We start from the raw sequence: 18,180 nt of genomic DNA, 5'->3' as shown, positions 1-18,180 counted from the left end.
CCGCGCCCATTGACCTGACATTTGCCAATACAAGGAGCAAACACCTAATTTATATAGAGAAATACCATGATGAAAGCAGTACAAACACACAAGCCCCTGCGTCGCAGCAAACCCATCAACCTGCCTGTGCAAGAGCACGACAATGATGCGTTCCTGATCCAGTTCAGCACCCGCTTCAGCGGCGGTTTCGCCATCTCCTGTGATGGTATCGCTGGCGAGTTCTCCATCGAAGACCTCAACTGATCCTGCCTGCCCTCCGGCAGCGCCCGATGCAGACAGGCCGCAACTCACGGCGGCCTCTTTGCTTCTCTCACGCCTTTAGCCAGACCCGGCCTCTTGCTTGTCACTCAGCCTGACAGCCACCTCGCCATTCGCTTCCCCGCTCTCTGACCTTGATCACTGCTCCAGCAGCAGGCACTCATCGGCATCTTCGCTCAATTTGACCAGTCGACTGCGCACCAGCCCCAGCTTGGCCAGCAGGCCGATGGATCGCTCGTTACCCGGGGTGACGATGGCGACCACCTGCCCGATCCCCAGCCGGCTTTTGCCATCGGCAAGGGCGGCCTGCGCCGCTTCAATGGCGTAGCCCTGACCGCGATATTGCGGCAGGAAGGCATAACCGATATCGACCTGCTCCAGGGTATCGCGCTTGATCAAACCGCAGATACCGAGGCTGACACCGTCCTCTTTGCGCTCCACCAGATAGAGTCCGTGACCATAGCGGGCATAGCTGACCGCCGGCCCCTGCTGGATATACTCCTGCGCCTGCTCCAGGGTGCGAATGCCCCGATCGCCGATGTAGCGATAAAAGTCGCCGTCATTGAGCAGCTCAAGGATGAAGGGGGCATCGGTGGCGATCATTTCGCGCAGGATCAGGCGGGAGGAGGCAATCATGGCAAGGGCTCTCAAACGGCAAGTGAAGGGCAAAGAGTGCCCCGTCACTCCCGAGCTGGCAAGCCTGTGGCTCCATCGGCCATGAAAAAGGGGCCGCGTTGGCCCCTGATGAGATGGGATAAACGGGCTCAGGCAGCCAGCAATCCGGCATAGCCATTTCCCTGCTCGCGCAGTGCAGTGAACTGGGCGGCGCAATCGGCCCAGCTCAGCCCCAGCGCATCTGCCACCTTGTGGGGCCACTCGGGCGGCGCCTCTTCCCCCACATCGGATTGCGCTGCCAGCACGATCGCCAGATGGATCAACCCGGCCTCGGGAGAGAACTCCTTGGCCAGCATGGGGTTGTAGTGATACTCCACCGCGTTGCTGATGGTCTCGGGGAACTTCCAGTATCGCGCCATGGCGGCACCGACCTGGGCATAGTTGAAGCCAACCACCAGCTCTTCCGCCTTGGCCCGCCCCTTGTGCAACTCCAGATCGTGAATGTGGTGAACTGTGTTTTCCGGCAGGCCCACATGCATCACCAGTCGGCCGAGATCGTAGAGCAGGGCGCAGGTAAAAACCTCATCCCCCTTCATCCCCTTCTTCACCGCCAGACGACGCGCCAGCTCCGCCACGTTGAAGACGCAGCCCCAGAAATGTTTGAGGTCAATGCCGGGCACCGCAGTGACCGATTCGGTGAGCCCGCAGGCCAGCACCATGTTGCGCACCATCGCCAACCCCAGCCGCACCGCGGCTTCATTGACGGTGCCGATCTGACGACTGCTGCCGAATTTGGCCGAGTTGGCCAGCCGCAGCAACTTGGCGGAGATGACAGGGTCCTTGTTGATCAACTTGCTGATCTTCAGCAGATCCGGATCCTTTTCATTGAAGGTCTGGATCAAATCGCGCATCACTTCCGGGATCTGGGGCAGTAGCTTGGGCTCGGCCAGCAGGGAATCTATCGTGGGCATAGGCGTGTCCATCCATGTTATCTGTGTTCCAACCTGTTTGCCTTGGCAAACTCCTCCTAATTATGGGTAACAAATGACCTCCCCATCGGATTGTTTATTCGCTGGCCATTCAAGGTGTTAGTCACATTCAGGCTATACTGGCCGCCACATTCACTGTTGCGGATATCCCATGAACGACACTCAGGAATTTTTTGACGAAGACGCGCTGCTGGAGATGGTGGAGAACCAGCTCAACGACGGTCACCCGCCCCATGTGAAGGCGACCCTGATGCGGCTGGTGATGAAGGGCACCCCGCGGGAAGAGGCACTGCAATATATCGCCTGCGCCCTCGGGGCCGAGCTGATGGCAATGGAAGCTGATCAGGGCCCCTTCAATCTGACCCGCTATGGCGAGTTCCTCGACAGCCTGCCCGAGATGCCGTGGGCAGACGACTGACCCGATCTGGATAACGGATGCAAAAGGGCGGGTGCCAATGGCCCCGCCCTTTTGCATAGATCCGCTCCGGATCAGAACTGGGAGTTGATGATCACCTCTTCCCCCAGCGCCCCTGCCAACGGCAGTGGCCGATAGCTGGAGTTGGCGGCCCGCAGCAGACGAATGCCGCGAATGCCGACCTCCTGCGCCGCCTTGATATCCCCATCGGCGTCGCCGTAGAAGAGCTTCATCTGCTTATCCTTGAGCCACTGCACCTTGGTGTTCTGACCCGGCTGATCACCGGCGAAGATCACCGGATTGAGCTTGTCGGCCGGAATATTCATGGTCTGCTGCAAGGTCTGGCTCACAGTTTCGGTCTTGGTGGCCGAGCGGCCGGTGACAAAATAGATGTGGTCACCGCGCTTGAGATGCATGGCGATGAGCGCCTTGCCCACCTCTTTCGGCATGCTGAACGCATCCCAGCCGTTATTCATCTTCTCCCAGAAGGCGGGGTTCTTCAGATAGCTCTCGTCGTTGGGCGAGAACTCCTGTTTGCCGCGATAAAAACCCGGGCTGGAGAAGAGCAGGGTATCGTCGATATCAAACCCGACCGCCATTGGGGGCTGGCCATCCAGACTCTTGGCAATCTGCTCCACCGATACCCAGTGGATTGGCGCCTGCTGGGCCAGAGTGACGGTAGTGACACCGGCAGGGATAGGCTGAACGGTAGCGGCTTGACCCGCCACAACAGGCAGAGCTAGAGCGGCAGCCAGCAAGGAGGCAAGCAGCGCCGGACGAGAGAAATGTTTCATAAGGCAGGTTGTCATCTTGAATCAAAAGAGGGGGCCAATAGTGCCCCCATCCCGCCTATCAAATCTGTGAATGCTCCTGCAAAAGGGAGCATTTGACGCCCGATAATTAATCCTTGATTGGCAGCAGATCGGTAAAGACAAAGCCGTCGCGCACCACTGTCTCGCCGACCCGAATGCCGAGCGGACGGGAGAACATGGGGCCATCATAGGCCAGGGTGTGAAACTCGCCGTTCTCGCCGCACGGATCGACCCCCTCCGGCAGCGCCGCCAGCAGTGCCTCGTCAAACTCATGGCCCCCCAGCGCACCATCCAGCTTTTTCGGATCCAGGGTGCTGATCTTCGCCTTCAACCCCACCGTCATCATCTGCTGCGCCAGCTCCCTGGTGTTGCTGCCCCAGAGCGGGAAGAGCGGCTCGATGCCAGTACCGGCCAACTGTTTCTCCCGGTAGGCGCGCACATCCTCGAGGAACAAGTCGCCAAAGGCCATATGGCGGATCCCCTGTGCCACCACATCAGCGATAAAGCCGGTCATGATGCGGGCGTAATCCTCGTTGCTGCAGGGCCAGGGCAGATCGATGGTGATGAGGGGCAGCCCGACGCAGGCGGCCTGCTCGGTCAACAGCTGCTTGCGCACCCCGTGCATCGCCACCCGCTCGAATGCCTGATTGAGGGTGGTAAACAGCCCCACCACCTCGATGGCGGGATCTTGCCGCAACTGATGCAGTGCCCATGCGCAATCCTTGCCGCTGCTCCAGGAGAGCAGTACCCGTTTCTTTTCCATCATTCCTCCGCCAGCGGGGCACTCGGATTGCCCCAAAAAGATGCAAGACAGTGTTGCGAATTGCGCGATTTACACACAAGAGGCAGGCAGCATACTCTCGATCACCTGTATATGCCCCTTGCACGGGGTGACAATAACTAAAAAAAACGATGGGAAACATACGGATATGACCACGACCACACAACAGCACGATCACGCCCGCCCCCTCAATCGACAGGATTACAAAACCCTGAGTCTGGCTGCCCTCGGCGGCGCGCTGGAGTTTTACGACTTCATCATCTTCGTCTTCTTCGCCGTGGTCATCGGCGAGCTGTTCTTCCCGGCCGATATTCCCGAGTGGCTGCGCCAGTTCCAGACCTTCGGCATCTTCGCAGCCGGTTATCTGGCCCGCCCGCTTGGCGGCATCATCATGGCCCACTTTGGCGATCTCATCGGTCGCAAGCGGATGTTCACCCTCAGCATCATCATGATGGCGCTGCCAACCCTGTTGATCGGTCTGCTGCCCACCTATGCAGTGCTCGGCATCGGTGCTCCCATCGCTCTGCTGGGACTGCGGATCCTGCAAGGCGCCGCCATCGGCGGTGAAGTGCCGGGCGCCTGGGTGTTTGTCGCCGAGCACGTCCCTGCCCGTCGGGTCGGGGTCGCCTGTGGCACGCTCACGGCGGGATTGACGGCCGGCATTCTGCTCGGCTCCCTGATCGCCACTGCGGTCAACAAGAGCCTGACACCGGCCGAAGTGAGCGAGTGGGGCTGGCGAGTGCCCTTCCTGCTGGGCGGTATCTTCGGCATCGTCGCCATGTATCTGCGTCGCTGGTTGCACGAGACCCCGGTCTTCGCCGAGATGAAAGCCAACAAGACCCTGGCCGATGAACTCCCCCTCAAGTCGGTGCTGCGCAACCACAAGAGCAGCGTGGTGGTCTCCATGCTGCTCACCTGGCTGCTCTCCGCCGGTATCGTGGTGGTGATCCTGATGACCCCCACCTATCTGCAGAAGGTCTATGGCATCAGCCCGGCTGACGCCCTGACCGCCAACTCGCTGGCGATCGTTGCCCTGACCCTCGGCTGCATCGTCTATGGCCGACTGATCGACCTGCTGGGCAGCGGTCTCACCTTCATGTTCGGCTCCCTGCTGCTGGCGGGCTCCAGCTACGCCTTCTATCACGGTCTGGCGGCCGGTACGAGCCAGCTGGTGCCGCTCTACATGCTGGCAGGCTTTGCGGTCGGGATTGTCGGCGCCGTGCCTTACGTGATGGTCAACGCCTTCCCGCCGGTGGTGCGCTTCTCCGGCCTGTCGTTCTCCTACAACGTGGCCTACGCCATCTTCGGCGGCCTCACCCCGATGGCGGTGACCCTCTGGATGAAGAGCGACATGCTGGCCCCCTCCCACTATGTGGTGAGCCTGTCGGTGCTGGGTTTCGCCATCGGTCTCTGGCTCTGGTTCCAGCAACGGGCCATCCGGCAGCAGCAAGCGCCGCAAGCGGCCTGACCCGAACAACAAGCCCTGGTATCTGCCGGGGCTTTTTTGTACTGCTTATGTTCAGTTTCGCCAGCATAAGATAGCCTCCCTCTGGGGCCTGCCACCCGCGTTGCCCCATGACGTCCAACTCTTTATCCGAGGCTCAAGATGTTCTTTCAGGTCGTATTACTCACCTTGCTGGCGCTGCTGCCCATGGTCAACCCGCCCACCACGGCCACCCTGCTGCTGGGACTAAGCAAGGGGATGTCGCGCGAACACGTGCGCCGTCAGGTCAATCTGGCCGCCATCTATCTGTTCTGCACCCTCTGCATCACCTTCTTTATCGGATCCTCGATCCTGGATCTGTTCGGGATCTCCATTCCGGGCTTGCGCCTGGCCGGTGGCCTCATCATCGGCTTTATCGGCTTTCGCATGCTGTTCCCCGCCCCCAGCCAGCAGAGCGGGGTCGATATAAACCAGAGCATTGCCTTCGTACCGCTCACCATGCCCAGCATGTGCGGACCGGGCACCATGGCGCTGGTAATAAGCGGGGCAGCCCAGATTGCCGAGCTGCCTGACGAGTACAACCGCCTCACCATCTACGCCGGTGTAGTAACGGCGTTTGCCCTGATGAGCCTGATCAGCTGGGGAGTGTTGAAGCTGGCGGATCCGGTCTGCAAGATCCTGGGCGCCACCGGCATCGATGCCATGACCCGCATCATGGGCTTCCTGCTGGTCTGCATGGGTATGCAGTTTTGCATCAACGGCATCAAGGAAGTGGCGCAGGATCCGGTCTTCCACAACGGCCAGGCCGTGCAAACCGCACCGGCGCTACCGCAGGCTTCCGGCACGTTTGATCAGTTGCCGCAGAAGCCCACCGGCTCTGATTGAAAACGGTATCAAAAAGTCCCTGACGATCTGCACTGATCTTGTCCCTGATCATGTTATTGACACACAAATGAGTTAGTTTGTTTTTCATACAGACTGTATTCAGATGGACGCTGATAGGTTTGTTGATGAATACCCACTCAACTTCAGGAGAGTATGCAGATGGACAAGATGCTGACCGAAATAGGGAGCCATAGCCTGTTTCACGAGTACCTGAACGTGGTTGGGATTGCGAGCCCATCCCTCGCCAAGATCGAGCAACACTGGGAATATAAAGATCAAGAGCAACTGGTTGCCAAAATCCAGATCGACAAACAGGGTAACGCTCGCTATTTCATCGACGCCCGCGCCATATCCGTCAACTGATACCGAATAACTCGCCAGCCCCGGTCCAACGACCGGGGCTTTTTGTTGCCTGTGGTTCCCTGAATAGCAAAACCCCGGCAAGAGCCGGGGTTTGAATGCGTCGGGTTACGCTGCTGCGCGGCTAACCCAAACCTACGAAGTGCCACCCACGGTGAGTTGATCCAGTTTAAGGGTGGGCTGGCCGACACCGACCGGCACGCTCTGCCCCTCCTTGCCGCAGATGCCGACCCCGCGATCCAGCGCCAAGTCGCTCCCCACCATGGAGACCTGGCTCATCGCCTCGGGGCCGTTGCCGATCAGGGTCGCCCCCTTGATGGGGGCGGTGATCTTGCCATCCTCGATGAGGTAGGCCTCGGAGGCGGAGAAGACGAACTTGCCGGAGGTGATGTCCACCTGGCCGCCACCGAAGTTGGGGGCATAGATGCCCTTCTTCACCGAGGCGATGATCTCCGCCGGATCATACTGGCCCGCCAGCATGTAGGTGTTGGTCATGCGCGGCATCGGCATGGCGGCGTAGGATTCGCGGCGCCCGTTGCCGGTGAGCGGTACACCCATCAGGCGAGCGTTCTGCTTGTCTTGCAGATAACCCTTGAGGATACCGTTCTCGATCAACACGTTATAACCACCCGGCGTCCCCTCGTCATCAATGGAGACGGAACCACGGCGACCAGGCAGGGTGCCATCATCGACGATGGTACAGTGTTTGGAAGCCACCTGCTCGCCGATGCGACCGGCAAACGCGGAAGATCCCTTGCGGTTGAAATCCCCCTCCAGACCGTGCCCCACTGCCTCGTGTAGCAGCACGCCGGGCCAGCCGGCGCCGAGCACCACCGGCATGGTGCCGGCCGGCGCATCGATGGCGTCGAGGTTGACCAGCGCCTGACGCACCGCTTCGCGCACATAGCCAAAGGCACGGCTCTCCAGCCCGTCCAGTTCGAGGAACCAGTCGTAACCAAAGCGGCCACCACCACCGGCACTGCCGCGCTCGCGACGATCGCCCTTCTCGGCAATGACGGTCACAGACAGCCGCACCAGCGGGCGAATATCGGCAGCCAGGGTACCGTCGGTCGCGGCCACCAGCACCTCTTCGTAAACACCGCTGATGGAAGCCATCACCTGATTGATAGCGGGATCCAGACTTCTGGCGAACTTGTCCATCTGCTCCAGCAGGGCAATCTTCTGGTGCTTGTCGAGGGTCTGCAGCGGATCCATAGCCGGATAGAGCAGGTTCGCTTCGGTGCGCGCCCACGCCTTCACCTTGCCGTGAGCACCGGCTGCGGCGATGCCGCGAGCGGCAGTCACCGACTGTTGCAGCGCCAGCAGGCTCAGCTCGTCCGAGTAGGCGAAGCCGGTCTTCTCGCCGCTGACGGCACGTACCCCGACCCCCTGATCGATGTTGTAGCTGCCATCCTTGACGATGCCATCTTCCAGCATCCAGGACTCGTGCCAGCTGCGCTGGAAATAGAGATCGCCGAACTCCACCTGATGGCTCATCAGGCTGCCGAGCAGCTGCTGCAGGCGCCCTTCGTCGAGGTCATTCGGGGCCAACAGGGAGGCACTAACCTGGCTCAATAGACTCAATCTTCTTCTCCACTCTCGTAACGAGCTGTTTTAAATCGTCTTGCCGACGGGTTGGCGACAAGCCACACCATCACAACAAACGGGTATGCTCCAGCACGGGCAAACGGCTGCGTTTCAATTTTTCACCACACCATCAGAGCAAACGGGCGTGTTGCAGCACTGGCATGGTGCGATGCAATTCGTCGATAAGCCCGGGCTCCATCTTCGCCAGCACTGTGCCGCGCCCGGACTCTTTACTCGCCAGCACCCGACCCCAGGGATCGATCACCATGCTGTGGCCCCAGGTCTGGCGCCCTGTCTCGTGAGTGCCGCCTTGGTTAGCAGCGACTACGTAGCACTGGTTTTCGATGGCGCGAGCCCGCAGCAGCGGCTCCCAGTGCGCCTCGCCGGTCACGGCGGTAAAGGCGGCAGGCACCAGCAGCACGCGGGCACCGGCACGGGCCAACTGGCGGTAGAGCTCGGGAAAGCGCAAATCATAACAGATCGAGAGGCCGAGGGGACCAAAGGGAGAGTCCACCAACACAGGCGCCTCCCCCGGGCTGAAGGTCTCCGACTCACGGTAGCGGCCGTGATTATCCGCCACATCCACATCGAACAGGTGGATCTTGTGGTAGTGGCCCCTGAGCTCACCGCTTGGGTCAAACACCAGCGAGCTGGTGTGGATATGGTCGGAATCTGCGATGGTGGTCGGCATTCTTGTCGGCATAGCACCGGCCACCAGCCAGATGCCGTAATCACGGGCCCATTTGGCCAGCTGCTGCTGGATCGGGCCCTCACCTATGGCCTCGGCGCCATCCAGATAGCCCTGCCGTTCGCCAAACAGGGCAAAGTTTTCCGGCAGCAGCACCAGCAGCGGCCGCTCTTTGGGCAAGGCCGCCAGTTCGGCGGCGATCTGCTCCCGGTTATCCTGCCAGTGACGGCCAGATACCAGCTGTATTGCGGCTAACCACATGACGTTCTCCTTGTCGCTTGGGCCATCAGACGGTGACAGCATCCCCCGCCTGCAGGGTGTAATCCAGCACTATGATGCGCTCCAGCACAGGGCGGAAGATGGCCTTGAGGGCATCGTGATCAGGATGGGGCAGATAGCGCTGGCGGGCTGCTTCGTCGGCGAAGGTCATCAGCACGCTGTGGGTAAAGCCATCATCCCTCCCCTCCGGGCTGTCATTCTCCCCCCACTCCACGGCGGTCACGCCGCTGACCTGATGGGGAATGGCGAGAAAGGCGGTACGCACCGCATCTATCCGGGCAGGCTGGGTGCCCGGCTTGAAGGCGATCAGCAGGATATGTCGGATCATGGCTCACTCCTTGTGATGGTGCCGGGCCGCTCGTTCAGCGCTGAGCGGGCCCTGCGTGTTTGGGGCTCAGCAGGAAAGGGGTCACCTCTTGGGTCGGCAGGCTGGGGGCAACGGCATCAACCGCCTCTTTCTGCTGCTGGTTGAGCTTGATGCGCGCGCGATCGCGCCCCGCCTCGATCAGCTTGGGTGCGTCGAGCGGGCCCGAGATGCGAAAATCGATACGGGTCACCACATCCACCACCGGCTCCAGCAGTTTGGAGAGGGCCAGCACATAGAGACCCGTGACCGGCGTGATGGAGAAGGCCGCCACCACCGGCAGGGTGCCCCCCAGATTGGGAGAGAAGCTCAGCTCGTAGTCGAGCCGCCAGCGCACCAGATCGGCGATCCCCTCGCCGCGCAGGTTGCCTGCCGCCCCCTTCATATAGAAATCATCGTTGCTGACCTGCCCCTGCTTGATGGTGGCAGAGGCGGACATGGATTCGAAGTAGAAGCCCTTGTCGAACACATCGCGAAAATCGAGTCGCAGCTTGCGCAGCAGGGAGTCGAGGCTGAGCAGGGAGAGCAGTCGCGCCCCCTTATCGTTGACCTCCCGCAGGGTGCCGCCCTCCAGCTGATAGTTGGCACTTCCCCCCAGAGTCGGCAGGTTCGGACGATAGGGCACATCCTGCCAGTTCAGATCAAAAGCGAGGGAGCCGGGGGCATCGCCGATGGGCGAGGTGTAGCCGAGCCGCTTGAGCAGCAGCTCGCTGTTGTTGCTGGTCAGCTTGCCACGAGCGCGGGTCTGCATCCGGTTGCCATTGGCCAGCCAGTCGACGCTGCCGGTGAGCTGACTCCCAGCCAGCCGCACATCCAGCCCCTTGAGGGTCACCTTGTTGGCGCCGGGCACCAGCTCCCCTTTCACTTCACCGAGCGGCAACGCGCCAAAGCGGCAATCGACACAGCTCACCTTCAACCAGGGGATGGATGCCATGATGGCGTTGTCCTGCTTGGCATCGGGATCCGGGCTGAGATCCGAACTCTTGCCGGACCAGTAGATACGGGCAAACTTGGCATCCACCGGACGATTGGCTACTGCAGGCAGGCGGATCACCCCCATAACATCGGGACTGTCGATCATCACCTCGGTCGCCTGATTGGTCGGCCCCACGGTGAAACGCGCCGCCTTGAGGGTGGCACTGCCGATATAGGCGCGAGCCAGCTGTCCATCCACCCACCACTCCTGCGGCAGGAAGGCCGGGCCAACCACCGCATTGCCAGTCTGGTTCTGCGCTGGCAACCACTGCTTGAGTCTGGCCAGCCAGCCACCGACATCGGCCTCCTGCTGGTTGATAGCGAGCAGCATGGGGGCATCGCGCATTACCCGGGCGCCCGGCTGACCCACATCGACCCGCACCCGGCTGAGATAAGGTACCCCTTCGCCGTAGACCAGTCGGGTCTGCATATCCACATCGGCCCCCAGTACGGCACGAATGTCGGCGCTGCCATCCCGGCCACGGGCGATCACCTTGAGCGGCAGCCGGCTGGCGCTGCTCTTGGCCAGCGGCAGCGGCAGATCCAGCCCCATCCCCTGCAAGTTGGAGTCGAGCGCCAGCTGGAAGCTGAACGGCTTGCTGTCGGGCAGGGTCAACCCTAGCTTGCCGCCCCAGTTGCTGCGGCCGTTGAGAATGCCGAATGAAGAGATGGCGGCGGGTTGGCGGCGGCTATCCCACTGCCCCTTGAAATCGAGGTCGACCTGATAGTGATCCGGATGCTGGCGCCCCTGATAGTCGAGGGTCAGCGGCTGGTTCCACAGGCTCGCCTTGAGGTTGCTGAAACGGGTCTGTTCGTTGTCATATTCGAGGCGCCCCTGCACCTTCTCCAGCGGCAGGTCCAGACTGGCGACCCGCACCTTGTTGTTGCTGAAGGTGGCATCGCCGCTCGCCTTGACCTCGCTCTCGCCATCAAGAGGAATATCGAGCTTGACCGAACCGGCCATCGGGCCGCGGATCTCGATCTCCCGCAGCGCCTGACCTACCGAACTGCCCAGCGGGGAGTCCTGCAGATAGTCGCTGATGGCCTTGCCCTCCCCCTGCACCTTGGCATCCACATAGAGGTGGGCGCCAGGAGAAAGATCCGGGATCCAGGCATGCACCGAGTCGGAGCTCGCCTTGCCGAGTTTGGTGGATCGGCTGCGCATATCGAGACCGGCATTCTGGAACAAGAGATCGATCTGCAGGTCGGTGAGCGGTTGCCAACCGGGGAAAAACTCGTAGGTGGCCTGCTCCAGCGGCACCGCCACCTGGAAGATGCCCTTGCCGTTGTCGTAGGGGAAATCCCTGAACTCGCCATACCAGAGCAGGTCGGCCCCCTTGGCCTTGCCTCCCTTGATGGCGCCGCTCAGGTAATCCACCAGCCCCTTGTCCATCGCCTGCAGCGGGAAGTAGCGATCCGCATGGCCCGCATTCTTCACATCGATGCGGCCGGTCAGGGCCAAGAAAGGGTGCTCGAACAGATCGAGGCGGAAACGGCTGGCCAGGGTCAGATCCGGGTTATCCAGCGCGATATCCTGCCCGTAAAACACCCAGCCCTGTTCCTCGCGCCACCAGTCGAGGCGGGCCGAGAAGTGGTCGACCGGGATTGGCTCCTTGAAGTGACGGGCGGGATCCACCTTGTCGTTCGCCAGCGCCAATCTGGCACTACCGCCGGTCGGGGTAAGCCAGAACTCGCCGTTGAGATCCTGCATCCCGGGTATATCCTGCCAGGCCTTGAGACGCACCTTGCTGAAGCGGCCACTGAGGGAGAGATCCTGCCAGTCGGCATTGGCCAGCAGCGTCAGATCCTGCACCGACCCCTGCGGATTGGTCTGGCGCAGGGTCTCGCAGAGTGTGGGGTAGAGCGCCGAAACCAGCTGACTAATCTGGGTGATCTTGTCGAACTCTATGCTGGGCAGATAGCCCTGCACCCGCTCCCCGATCCGCTCCAGCTGCAAGCGGCTCTGCAACCAGGGTTTGCCATCCAGCTTGAAGGTGACGTTGTGGCTGGCCAGTTGCCAGTCGGTGCCCTCACGGCGCAGCTGGATCTTGCCGCCATCGAGACCGAAACGGTGCATCTCCCCTTTCTTGGGATCCTTCCAGATCAGGTAGTTGTTGCCAAACGCCAGCAGGGTATTGCCCAGCTTGCCACTGTCAAACTCGCTCCAGAGCTGGAAGTCGAGCTGACCGGCAACCTTGGGTTCGCCCGCATGGATTTTGGCCAGGGTCGGGGTGATATCGAGCTGGCGGGCCCCCAGATAGAGTTGCCCCTTGAGGCGATCGAGCCGGGCAGTCGGGGCGTCCACATCCAGAATCAGATCTATGGTGCTCTCGCCCACCCCGTTGATGAGATAAGCCTTGCCGACCCCCTGATGGCGCTTGCCACGGTTCTGCCAGCGCAGTTGGGCGATGTCGAGGGCGCGCAGATCACCGAGGGAGGTGGTGACGCTGAGGCGGGTATTGTGCACATCGAAGGTAGATAGCTGGGTCAGTAGAAAGCGCAGCAGGGCGCCCTGCTGGGGATCGCCGGAGGGGCTGTCGTCAGCCGGTTGGCGCAAGTCGATGGTGATATCGCCATCGCTCAGGATCAGCTCGCCAAACACCGGCTTTAGCTCGTTAATGGTGCGCCAGAAGTCGAGATGCACCCAGGCTTTGCCGAGCTGTACGGCAAAACGCCCCGAATCCGGGGCGATGGCGAGTTGCTGCAGTTCGAGAGCGGGCCCGGATTGTGTCCAGTCCAGCCCCACTTGCTCCACGCTGACCTTGAGTTGTGAATCACCCAGCAGAGTGTGGATCAGACTCTCTCGGTATTGATTCAGCAAAGGGCCCCCGACCCGTACCAAGGTGACCAGCATGGCCATCAGTACGAACAGGACCCCCAGGGCCAACCAGCCCCGACTCAGCCAGCGATAGACCAATTACATCATCACCACGTCGAACTGCTCCTGACCGCAGAGGGGTTCGCTCACGACCCGCACCTGCTTGCCGATGAACACTTCCAGCTCAGCCAGACTGTGGGACTCCTCGCCATGGAGGTAGTCGGCCACGGCAGGGGCCGCGTAGACGGTGAACTGATCCGCATCGTAGGCACGATTGACCCGAATGATCTCTCGCAGGATCTCGAAGCAGACCGACTCCACCGTCTTGACCCGGCCGCGCCCTTTGCACTCGGGGCACTCGGAGCAGAGCACATGCTCCAGACTCTCGCGGGTGCGCTTGCGGGTCATCTCCACCAGACCGAGCTGGGAGAAGCCGTTGACGTTGGTCTTGGCACGATCCTTTGACAGCGCCTGCTCCAGACTGTGCAGCACCCGACGGCGGTGATCTTCCGACTGCATGTCGATGAAGTCGATGATGATGATGCCGCCGAGATTGCGCAGGCGCAGGTGACGGGCGATGGCCGCCGTCGCCTCGACGTTGGTGTTGAAGATGGTCTCTTCCAGATTGCGATGGCCAACGAAGGCACCGGTGTTGATATCCACCGTGGTCATGGCTTCGGTCTGGTCGATGATGAGGTAGCCGCCGGATTTCAGCTCCACCTTGCGCTCCAGCGCCCGCTGGATCTCGTTCTCCACGTCGTAGAGATCGAAGATGGGCGACTCGCCGGGGTAGTACTCCAGCTTGCTGGCCAGCTCCGGCACATACTCCTCGGTGAAGCGCTTGAGCTGATCGAAGCTCTGGCGCGAGTCGACGCGGATCTTGTCGAGCTCGGCACCGACGAAGTCGCGCACCACCCGAAAGGCCAGACTGGGATCCTCGTAGAGGATCTTGCAGGGGGGATACTTCTGCTTGCGCTCGAGGATCTTGCGCCACAGACGCTTCAGGAAGGCAGCATCCTGCTCCAGCTCCTGCTCCCCCACCCCTTCGGCGGCGGTGCGGATGATGTAGCCACCCAGCTCGTCCACATAGCCAGCTACGGTACGCTTGAGGCGCTCCCGCTCTGCTTCGGACTCGATGCGCTGGGAGACGCCGACATGGGCGCTGCCCGGCATAAAGACCAGATAGCGGGATGGCAGGGTGATATCGGTAGTGAGACGGGCACCCTTGGTACCCAGCGGATCTTTCACCACCTGCACCATGATGTCCTGCCCCTGACGCACCAGCTCGGCGATGTTACCGACCTGGAACTGCTCCTTCTCCTTCACCGCCACACACTCGGTGTGGGGGACGATATCAGAGGCGTGCAAAAAGGCTGCCTTGTCCATGCCGATATCGACGAAGGCCGCCTGCATGCCGGGCAGCACCCGGCTGATCTTGCCTTTGTAGATATTGCCGACAATGCCGCGCTTGGCCTGACGTTCTACATGCACTTCCTGCAGCAGACCGTTTTCGACCAGAGCGACCCGGGTTTCGGAGGGGGTAACGTTAACCAGCAGTTCTACCGACATAAGTAACCTTGCCTGTTCCAGTTTTGAATTCTATAGAGCCAATCCGGTACAACGCGCGCAAGGGAAAAACGCAGCAGAGCACAGCTGACGGGAAATTATTTGAGCTGTTCCAGATGATGCTTGATCAGCAGGTCTGTCTCCAGCAGGGGCAGGCCGACCACGGCGCTATAGCTCCCCTCGATGCGGCTGACAAACTTGCCGGCAATACCCTGAATGCCATAAGCCCCGGCCTTGTCACAGGGCTCACCGGTCTGCCAGTAGGCCTCGATCTCGGCCTCGTCCAGCTTGCGAAACGCCACGTTGGTGGTGACCAGACGCACGTCACAACGATCCTTGCTGGCCAGCGCCACCGCCGTCATCACCTGATGCACCTTGCCGGAGAGGGACTCCAGCATATCTTTGGCATCCAGCAGATCGGACGGTTTCTCCAGCACCCGGTCGCCCAGCACCACTATGGTGTCGGCACCCAGCACCGGCAACGCCGTCGGCGCACACGCCACGCCCGCCATCGCCTTGTCACGGGCGAGGCGGCAGACGTAATCCTGCGCCTTTTCACCCTCTTCCCGCTGCTCGGGCACATCCAGTTTCAGCACCTCGAAGCGGTAGCCAATCTGGGTCAGCAGTTCACGGCGACGGGGAGAAGCCGAGGCGAGATAGAGTTGTGGTTCGTTGTTTTTGTTCATATTTACCTGATATTGAAGCGGCGCCGCACCTTGCGCAGCACCAGAAACACCCAGGGCCATATTAGCATCGTCGTCAACGTCGACCAAAAGTAGGAGAAGTTGAGACTGGCCTGGCTGAACAGATGCTCGGCCCAGAATACCGTCATTTTACCCACCAGCGAGAGGCCACCGATGATCAGTGCCTGCTGCCAGAGGGAGAAGTTGCGGATCTTCTGGAACTGGAAGGCCGCCAGATAGGTGGTGATGGCCATCGCCATCGCCCGCACGCCGAGGGTGCTGCCAAGCAGCACATCCAGCAGCAGACCGGCCACCCAGGCGGTGCCGACGTTGGTCCGATGCGGCAAGGCCAGCGACCAGTAGATGAGCACCATGGCCAGCCAGTCCGGGCGGAAGGGGTCAAATTCAAAAGGAAGCGGCAGGATCGACAGGCTCAAGGCCAGCAGGATCGAGATCCAGATCCAGATCCTGCCGCTGGCGGGTTCTAGCATCAGCGAGTGGCTCCTGCGGCGGACGCAGCGGGAGCAGCCCGTTCGCCATCCTCATCATGTACTTCAGGCTTCTTGTCGGTCCACAGCAGCAGCAGATAGCGCAGTCTGTCCAGCTCCACCAGCGGCTTGGCCTCGACCTGGGCGAAGGGCTTGCCCTCCACATACTCGGAGCGGGTCACGGTCGCCACCGGATAACCTTCCGGGAAACGGCCACCCAGACCGGAGGTGACCAGCAGATCACCCACCTGAATATCGGTATTGCGCGGCAGGTTGCGCAGCTCAAGCTTGTCGAGCTCGCCACTGCCGGAGGCAATGGCGCGCAAGTCGTTGCGCAGCACCCGCACCGGAATGCCGTGGCTGGAGTCGGTGATCAGCAGCACGCGACTGGTAGTGGAGCCCACGTGGAGCACCTGACCAATCACACCCTGATCGTTGATCACCGCCTGACCGTTGTAGACGCCATCCAGCGCCCCCTTGTTGATCAGCACCTGATGGCTGAAGGGGTCGGAGTCCACTGACAGCAGCTCGGCCACCATCTTGCGGGACTCTTTGTGTACCGGCGAACCGAGCAACTCACGCAGCCGCTGGTTCTCGTGCTCCAGCTGATCCATTTTGAGCAGGCGGGCGCGCAGGGTGAACAGCTGCTGCTCCTGCTGCTTGGTCTGCTCGATGAGATCGGCGCGGGTCTGCACCTGGGTCGACATGGTATCGAGCAGGGTACCGGGCGCATTGGCCATGTATTGCAGGGGACTGACTAACGAACTGAGGTAGACGCGGACATGGGTAAACACACCGAAGCGGGAATCCGCGACGATGGCAGCGATGGAGATGATGACGGCGAGAAACAACCGTAACTGAAGCGAAGGGCCTCTACCAAAAATGGGTTTCATGGGTCGTCAAAAAAGAGCCGGCACGCTGGCCGGCTTTGGGTCTTATTCGTAGTGGAACAGATCGCCACCGTGCATATCGATCAACTCCAGCGCCTTGCCGCCGCCACGGGCCACACAGGTGAGGGGATCTTCGGCCACGACGACAGGAATGCCGGTCTCTTCCATCAGCAGACGGTCGATATCTTTCAGCAGTGCGCCACCACCGGTCAGCACCATGCCGCGCTCGGAGATGTCGGAAGCCAGCTCGGGCGGAGACTGCTCCAGCGCCACCATGACGGCAGCCACGATACCGGACAGCGGCTCTTGCAGCGCTTCCAGGATTTCGTTGGAGTTGAGAGTGAAGCTGCGCGGTACACCTTCAGCCAGGTTGCGGCCACGGACTTCAATCTCGCGCACCTCTTCGCCCGGATAGGCGGAGCCGATCTCGTGTTTGATGCGCTCGGCAGTCGCTTCACCGATCAGGCTGCCGTAGTTGCGACGGACGTAGCTGATGATGGCTTCGTCAAACTTGTCGCCACCGATACGGACGGACTGGGAGTAGACCACACCGTTCAGAGAGATGATGGCCACTTCAGTGGTACCACCACCGATATCAACCACCATGGAACCGGTCGCTTCGGACACCGGCAGCCCGGCACCGATGGCAGCAGCCATAGGCTCGTCGATCAGGTAGACCTCACGGGCACCGGCGCCCAGTGCGGACTCCTTGATGGCGCGACGCTCAACCTGGGTTGAACCGCACGGTACACACACCAGCACACGCGGGCTGGGGCGGAAATAGTTGTTGTCGTGAACCTGCTTGATGAAGTGCTGCAGCATCTTCTCGGTCACGTAGAAATCGGCGATCACGCCGTCTTTCATCGGGCGGATTGCGGAAATGTTGCCCGGGGTACGGCCCAGCATCTGCTTGGCGGCATGACCGACAGCAGCGACCGATTTGGCGTTCCCGCGCTCTTGGCGAATGGCGACAACTGAGGGTTCGTTAAGGACGATCCCTTGATCTTTTACATAGATCAGGGTGTTGGCAGTTCCCAAATCGATCGACAGATCGTTGGAAAAGACGCCTCTGAGCTTTTTGAACATGGCTACGGGAAATCCTAAGAATTTGGAGGTGCAGAAAACCGGCTAACTTTACCAATGCCCACCCCAATGGGCAAGCGCTCAAACTGTCACCAATCAATCAGGCGCGACAAAAATGCGAGTCATCACTCACTCGCACACGCTTGCAAACACTAATAAACAAGGATTTAGGGGGATGCTGTTGAGCCATCCCCCCTTAC

18 protein-coding genes are annotated in these 18,180 nt (G+C 60.9%); 5 read left to right on the top strand and 13 right to left on the bottom strand.

Annotation, left to right across the window (positions count from 1 at the left end; genetic code table 11):
- Positions 1 to 66: 66 nt before the first annotated feature.
- A complete protein-coding gene (locus A9G06_RS21940) occupies positions 67 to 243 on the top strand; it encodes a hypothetical protein (RefSeq protein WP_005340085.1) in 177 nt (58 codons plus the stop codon).
- Positions 244 to 396: 153 nt separating this feature from the next.
- Here the strand turns inward: A9G06_RS21940 and A9G06_RS10635 are convergent, their stop codons facing one another.
- On the bottom strand, positions 397 to 894 hold the full coding sequence (locus A9G06_RS10635) for a GNAT family N-acetyltransferase (RefSeq protein ID WP_042081371.1): 498 nt from the start codon (positions 892 to 894) through the stop codon (positions 397 to 399).
- A 128-nt stretch (positions 895 to 1,022) separates the two neighbouring features.
- The gene (locus A9G06_RS10630) at positions 1,023 to 1,844 is read right to left on the bottom strand and encodes an HDOD domain-containing protein (RefSeq protein ID WP_019446506.1); all 822 of its coding nucleotides are present in this window, start codon (positions 1,842 to 1,844) and stop codon (positions 1,023 to 1,025) included.
- A 169-nt stretch (positions 1,845 to 2,013) separates the two neighbouring features.
- Between A9G06_RS10630 and A9G06_RS10625 the strand changes: the two genes are divergently transcribed.
- Positions 2,014 to 2,280 (top strand): hypothetical protein, encoded by a 267-nt coding sequence (locus A9G06_RS10625; RefSeq protein ID WP_005348674.1) that lies wholly within the window; start codon positions 2,014 to 2,016, stop codon positions 2,278 to 2,280.
- Between the two features lie 71 nt (positions 2,281 to 2,351).
- On the opposite strand, the gene aphA is transcribed toward A9G06_RS10625, so the two are convergent.
- Entirely contained in the window at positions 2,352 to 3,071 is a 720-nt protein-coding gene (gene aphA / locus A9G06_RS10620) for an acid phosphatase AphA (protein ID WP_069555212.1), read from the bottom strand.
- Positions 3,072 to 3,177: 106 nt separating this feature from the next.
- Positions 3,178 to 3,852 (bottom strand): ATP-binding protein, encoded by a 675-nt coding sequence (locus tag A9G06_RS10615; protein WP_069555211.1) that lies wholly within the window; start codon positions 3,850 to 3,852, stop codon positions 3,178 to 3,180.
- 166 nt (positions 3,853 to 4,018) lie between these two features.
- On the opposite strand from A9G06_RS10615, the gene A9G06_RS10610 reads away from it, so the two are divergent.
- The 3 genes from A9G06_RS10610 (at position 4,019) to A9G06_RS10600 (ending at position 6,562) form a co-directional block, all read left to right on the top strand.
- Positions 4,019 to 5,338: an MFS transporter gene (locus A9G06_RS10610; protein WP_042052570.1), complete on the top strand. Its 1,320-nt coding sequence runs from the start codon at positions 4,019 to 4,021 to the stop codon at positions 5,336 to 5,338.
- A gap of 138 nt (positions 5,339 to 5,476) precedes the next feature.
- Positions 5,477 to 6,199 carry a MarC family NAAT transporter gene (locus A9G06_RS10605; RefSeq protein WP_069555210.1) on the top strand — a complete coding sequence of 241 codons (723 nt, stop codon included), beginning with the start codon at positions 5,477 to 5,479 and terminating at the stop codon, positions 6,197 to 6,199.
- A gap of 159 nt (positions 6,200 to 6,358) precedes the next feature.
- On the top strand, positions 6,359 to 6,562 hold the full coding sequence (locus tag A9G06_RS10600; RefSeq protein WP_043822671.1) for a hypothetical protein: 204 nt from the start codon (positions 6,359 to 6,361) through the stop codon (positions 6,560 to 6,562).
- 132 nt (positions 6,563 to 6,694) lie between these two features.
- Here A9G06_RS10600 and tldD read toward each other — a convergent pair whose 3' ends face one another.
- From tldD to A9G06_RS10555, 9 genes are all read right to left on the bottom strand, one after another.
- A complete protein-coding gene (gene tldD / locus A9G06_RS10595; protein WP_069555209.1) occupies positions 6,695 to 8,143 on the bottom strand; it encodes a metalloprotease TldD in 1,449 nt (482 codons plus the stop codon).
- A 133-nt stretch (positions 8,144 to 8,276) separates the two neighbouring features.
- Positions 8,277 to 9,095 carry a carbon-nitrogen hydrolase family protein gene (locus tag A9G06_RS10590; protein ID WP_069555208.1) on the bottom strand — a complete coding sequence of 273 codons (819 nt, stop codon included), beginning with the start codon at positions 9,093 to 9,095 and terminating at the stop codon, positions 8,277 to 8,279.
- 25 nt (positions 9,096 to 9,120) lie between these two features.
- Positions 9,121 to 9,441 carry a Dabb family protein gene (locus tag A9G06_RS10585; RefSeq protein WP_069555207.1) on the bottom strand — a complete coding sequence of 107 codons (321 nt, stop codon included), beginning with the start codon at positions 9,439 to 9,441 and terminating at the stop codon, positions 9,121 to 9,123.
- Between the two features lie 34 nt (positions 9,442 to 9,475).
- Positions 9,476 to 13,369 (bottom strand): YhdP family protein, encoded by a 3,894-nt coding sequence (locus A9G06_RS10580; RefSeq protein ID WP_069555206.1) that lies wholly within the window; start codon positions 13,367 to 13,369, stop codon positions 9,476 to 9,478.
- Complete coding sequence (rng, locus tag A9G06_RS10575) at positions 13,370 to 14,839, bottom strand: ribonuclease G (protein WP_005340056.1); 1,470 nt, start codon at positions 14,837 to 14,839, stop codon at positions 13,370 to 13,372. It lies immediately after the preceding gene.
- A gap of 95 nt (positions 14,840 to 14,934) precedes the next feature.
- A complete protein-coding gene (locus tag A9G06_RS10570) occupies positions 14,935 to 15,522 on the bottom strand; it encodes a nucleoside triphosphate pyrophosphatase (RefSeq protein ID WP_005340055.1) in 588 nt (195 codons plus the stop codon).
- Positions 15,523 to 15,524: 2 nt separating this feature from the next.
- Positions 15,525 to 16,010 carry a rod shape-determining protein MreD gene (gene mreD, locus A9G06_RS10565; RefSeq protein ID WP_069555205.1) on the bottom strand — a complete coding sequence of 162 codons (486 nt, stop codon included), beginning with the start codon at positions 16,008 to 16,010 and terminating at the stop codon, positions 15,525 to 15,527.
- Complete coding sequence (gene mreC / locus A9G06_RS10560; RefSeq protein ID WP_005340053.1) at positions 16,010 to 16,900, bottom strand: rod shape-determining protein MreC; 891 nt, start codon at positions 16,898 to 16,900, stop codon at positions 16,010 to 16,012. Before mreC ends, mreD begins: the two co-directional genes overlap by 1 nt.
- Before the next feature lie 42 nt (positions 16,901 to 16,942).
- Entirely contained in the window at positions 16,943 to 17,983 is a 1,041-nt protein-coding gene (locus tag A9G06_RS10555) for a rod shape-determining protein (RefSeq protein ID WP_005340051.1), read from the bottom strand.
- Positions 17,984 to 18,180: the final 197 nt, after the last annotated feature.

This window comes from Aeromonas sp. DNP9, assembly GCF_001728955.1.
GTDB classification, from domain to species: Bacteria; Pseudomonadota; Gammaproteobacteria; order Enterobacterales; family Aeromonadaceae; genus Aeromonas; species Aeromonas veronii.
This window is presented reverse-complemented; position numbering and strand designations above follow the sequence as displayed.

Coding starts and splice junctions, on each gene's coding strand:
- A9G06_RS10555 (WP_005340051.1), bottom strand. CDS start 17,983: ATGTTCAAAAAGCTCAGAGGCGTCTTTTCCAACGATCTGTCGATCGAT.
- aphA (WP_069555212.1), bottom strand. CDS start 3,071: ATGAAACATTTCTCTCGTCCGGCGCTGCTTGCCTCCTTGCTGGCTGCC.
- A9G06_RS10570 (WP_005340055.1), bottom strand. CDS start 15,522: ATGAACAAAAACAACGAACCACAACTCTATCTCGCCTCGGCTTCTCCC.
- A9G06_RS10630 (WP_019446506.1), bottom strand. CDS start 1,844: ATGCCCACGATAGATTCCCTGCTGGCCGAGCCCAAGCTACTGCCCCAG.
- A9G06_RS10590 (WP_069555208.1), bottom strand. CDS start 9,095: ATGTGGTTAGCCGCAATACAGCTGGTATCTGGCCGTCACTGGCAGGAT.
- A9G06_RS10610 (WP_042052570.1), top strand. CDS start 4,019: ATGACCACGACCACACAACAGCACGATCACGCCCGCCCCCTCAATCGA.
- A9G06_RS10600 (WP_043822671.1), top strand. CDS start 6,359: ATGGACAAGATGCTGACCGAAATAGGGAGCCATAGCCTGTTTCACGAG.
- A9G06_RS21940 (WP_005340085.1), top strand. CDS start 67: ATGATGAAAGCAGTACAAACACACAAGCCCCTGCGTCGCAGCAAACCC.
- A9G06_RS10585 (WP_069555207.1), bottom strand. CDS start 9,441: ATGATCCGACATATCCTGCTGATCGCCTTCAAGCCGGGCACCCAGCCT.
- A9G06_RS10625 (WP_005348674.1), top strand. CDS start 2,014: ATGAACGACACTCAGGAATTTTTTGACGAAGACGCGCTGCTGGAGATG.
- A9G06_RS10605 (WP_069555210.1), top strand. CDS start 5,477: ATGTTCTTTCAGGTCGTATTACTCACCTTGCTGGCGCTGCTGCCCATG.
- mreC (WP_005340053.1), bottom strand. CDS start 16,900: ATGAAACCCATTTTTGGTAGAGGCCCTTCGCTTCAGTTACGGTTGTTT.
- A9G06_RS10635 (WP_042081371.1), bottom strand. CDS start 894: ATGATTGCCTCCTCCCGCCTGATCCTGCGCGAAATGATCGCCACCGAT.
- rng (WP_005340056.1), bottom strand. CDS start 14,839: ATGTCGGTAGAACTGCTGGTTAACGTTACCCCCTCCGAAACCCGGGTC.
- mreD (WP_069555205.1), bottom strand. CDS start 16,010: ATGCTAGAACCCGCCAGCGGCAGGATCTGGATCTGGATCTCGATCCTG.
- A9G06_RS10615 (WP_069555211.1), bottom strand. CDS start 3,852: ATGGAAAAGAAACGGGTACTGCTCTCCTGGAGCAGCGGCAAGGATTGC.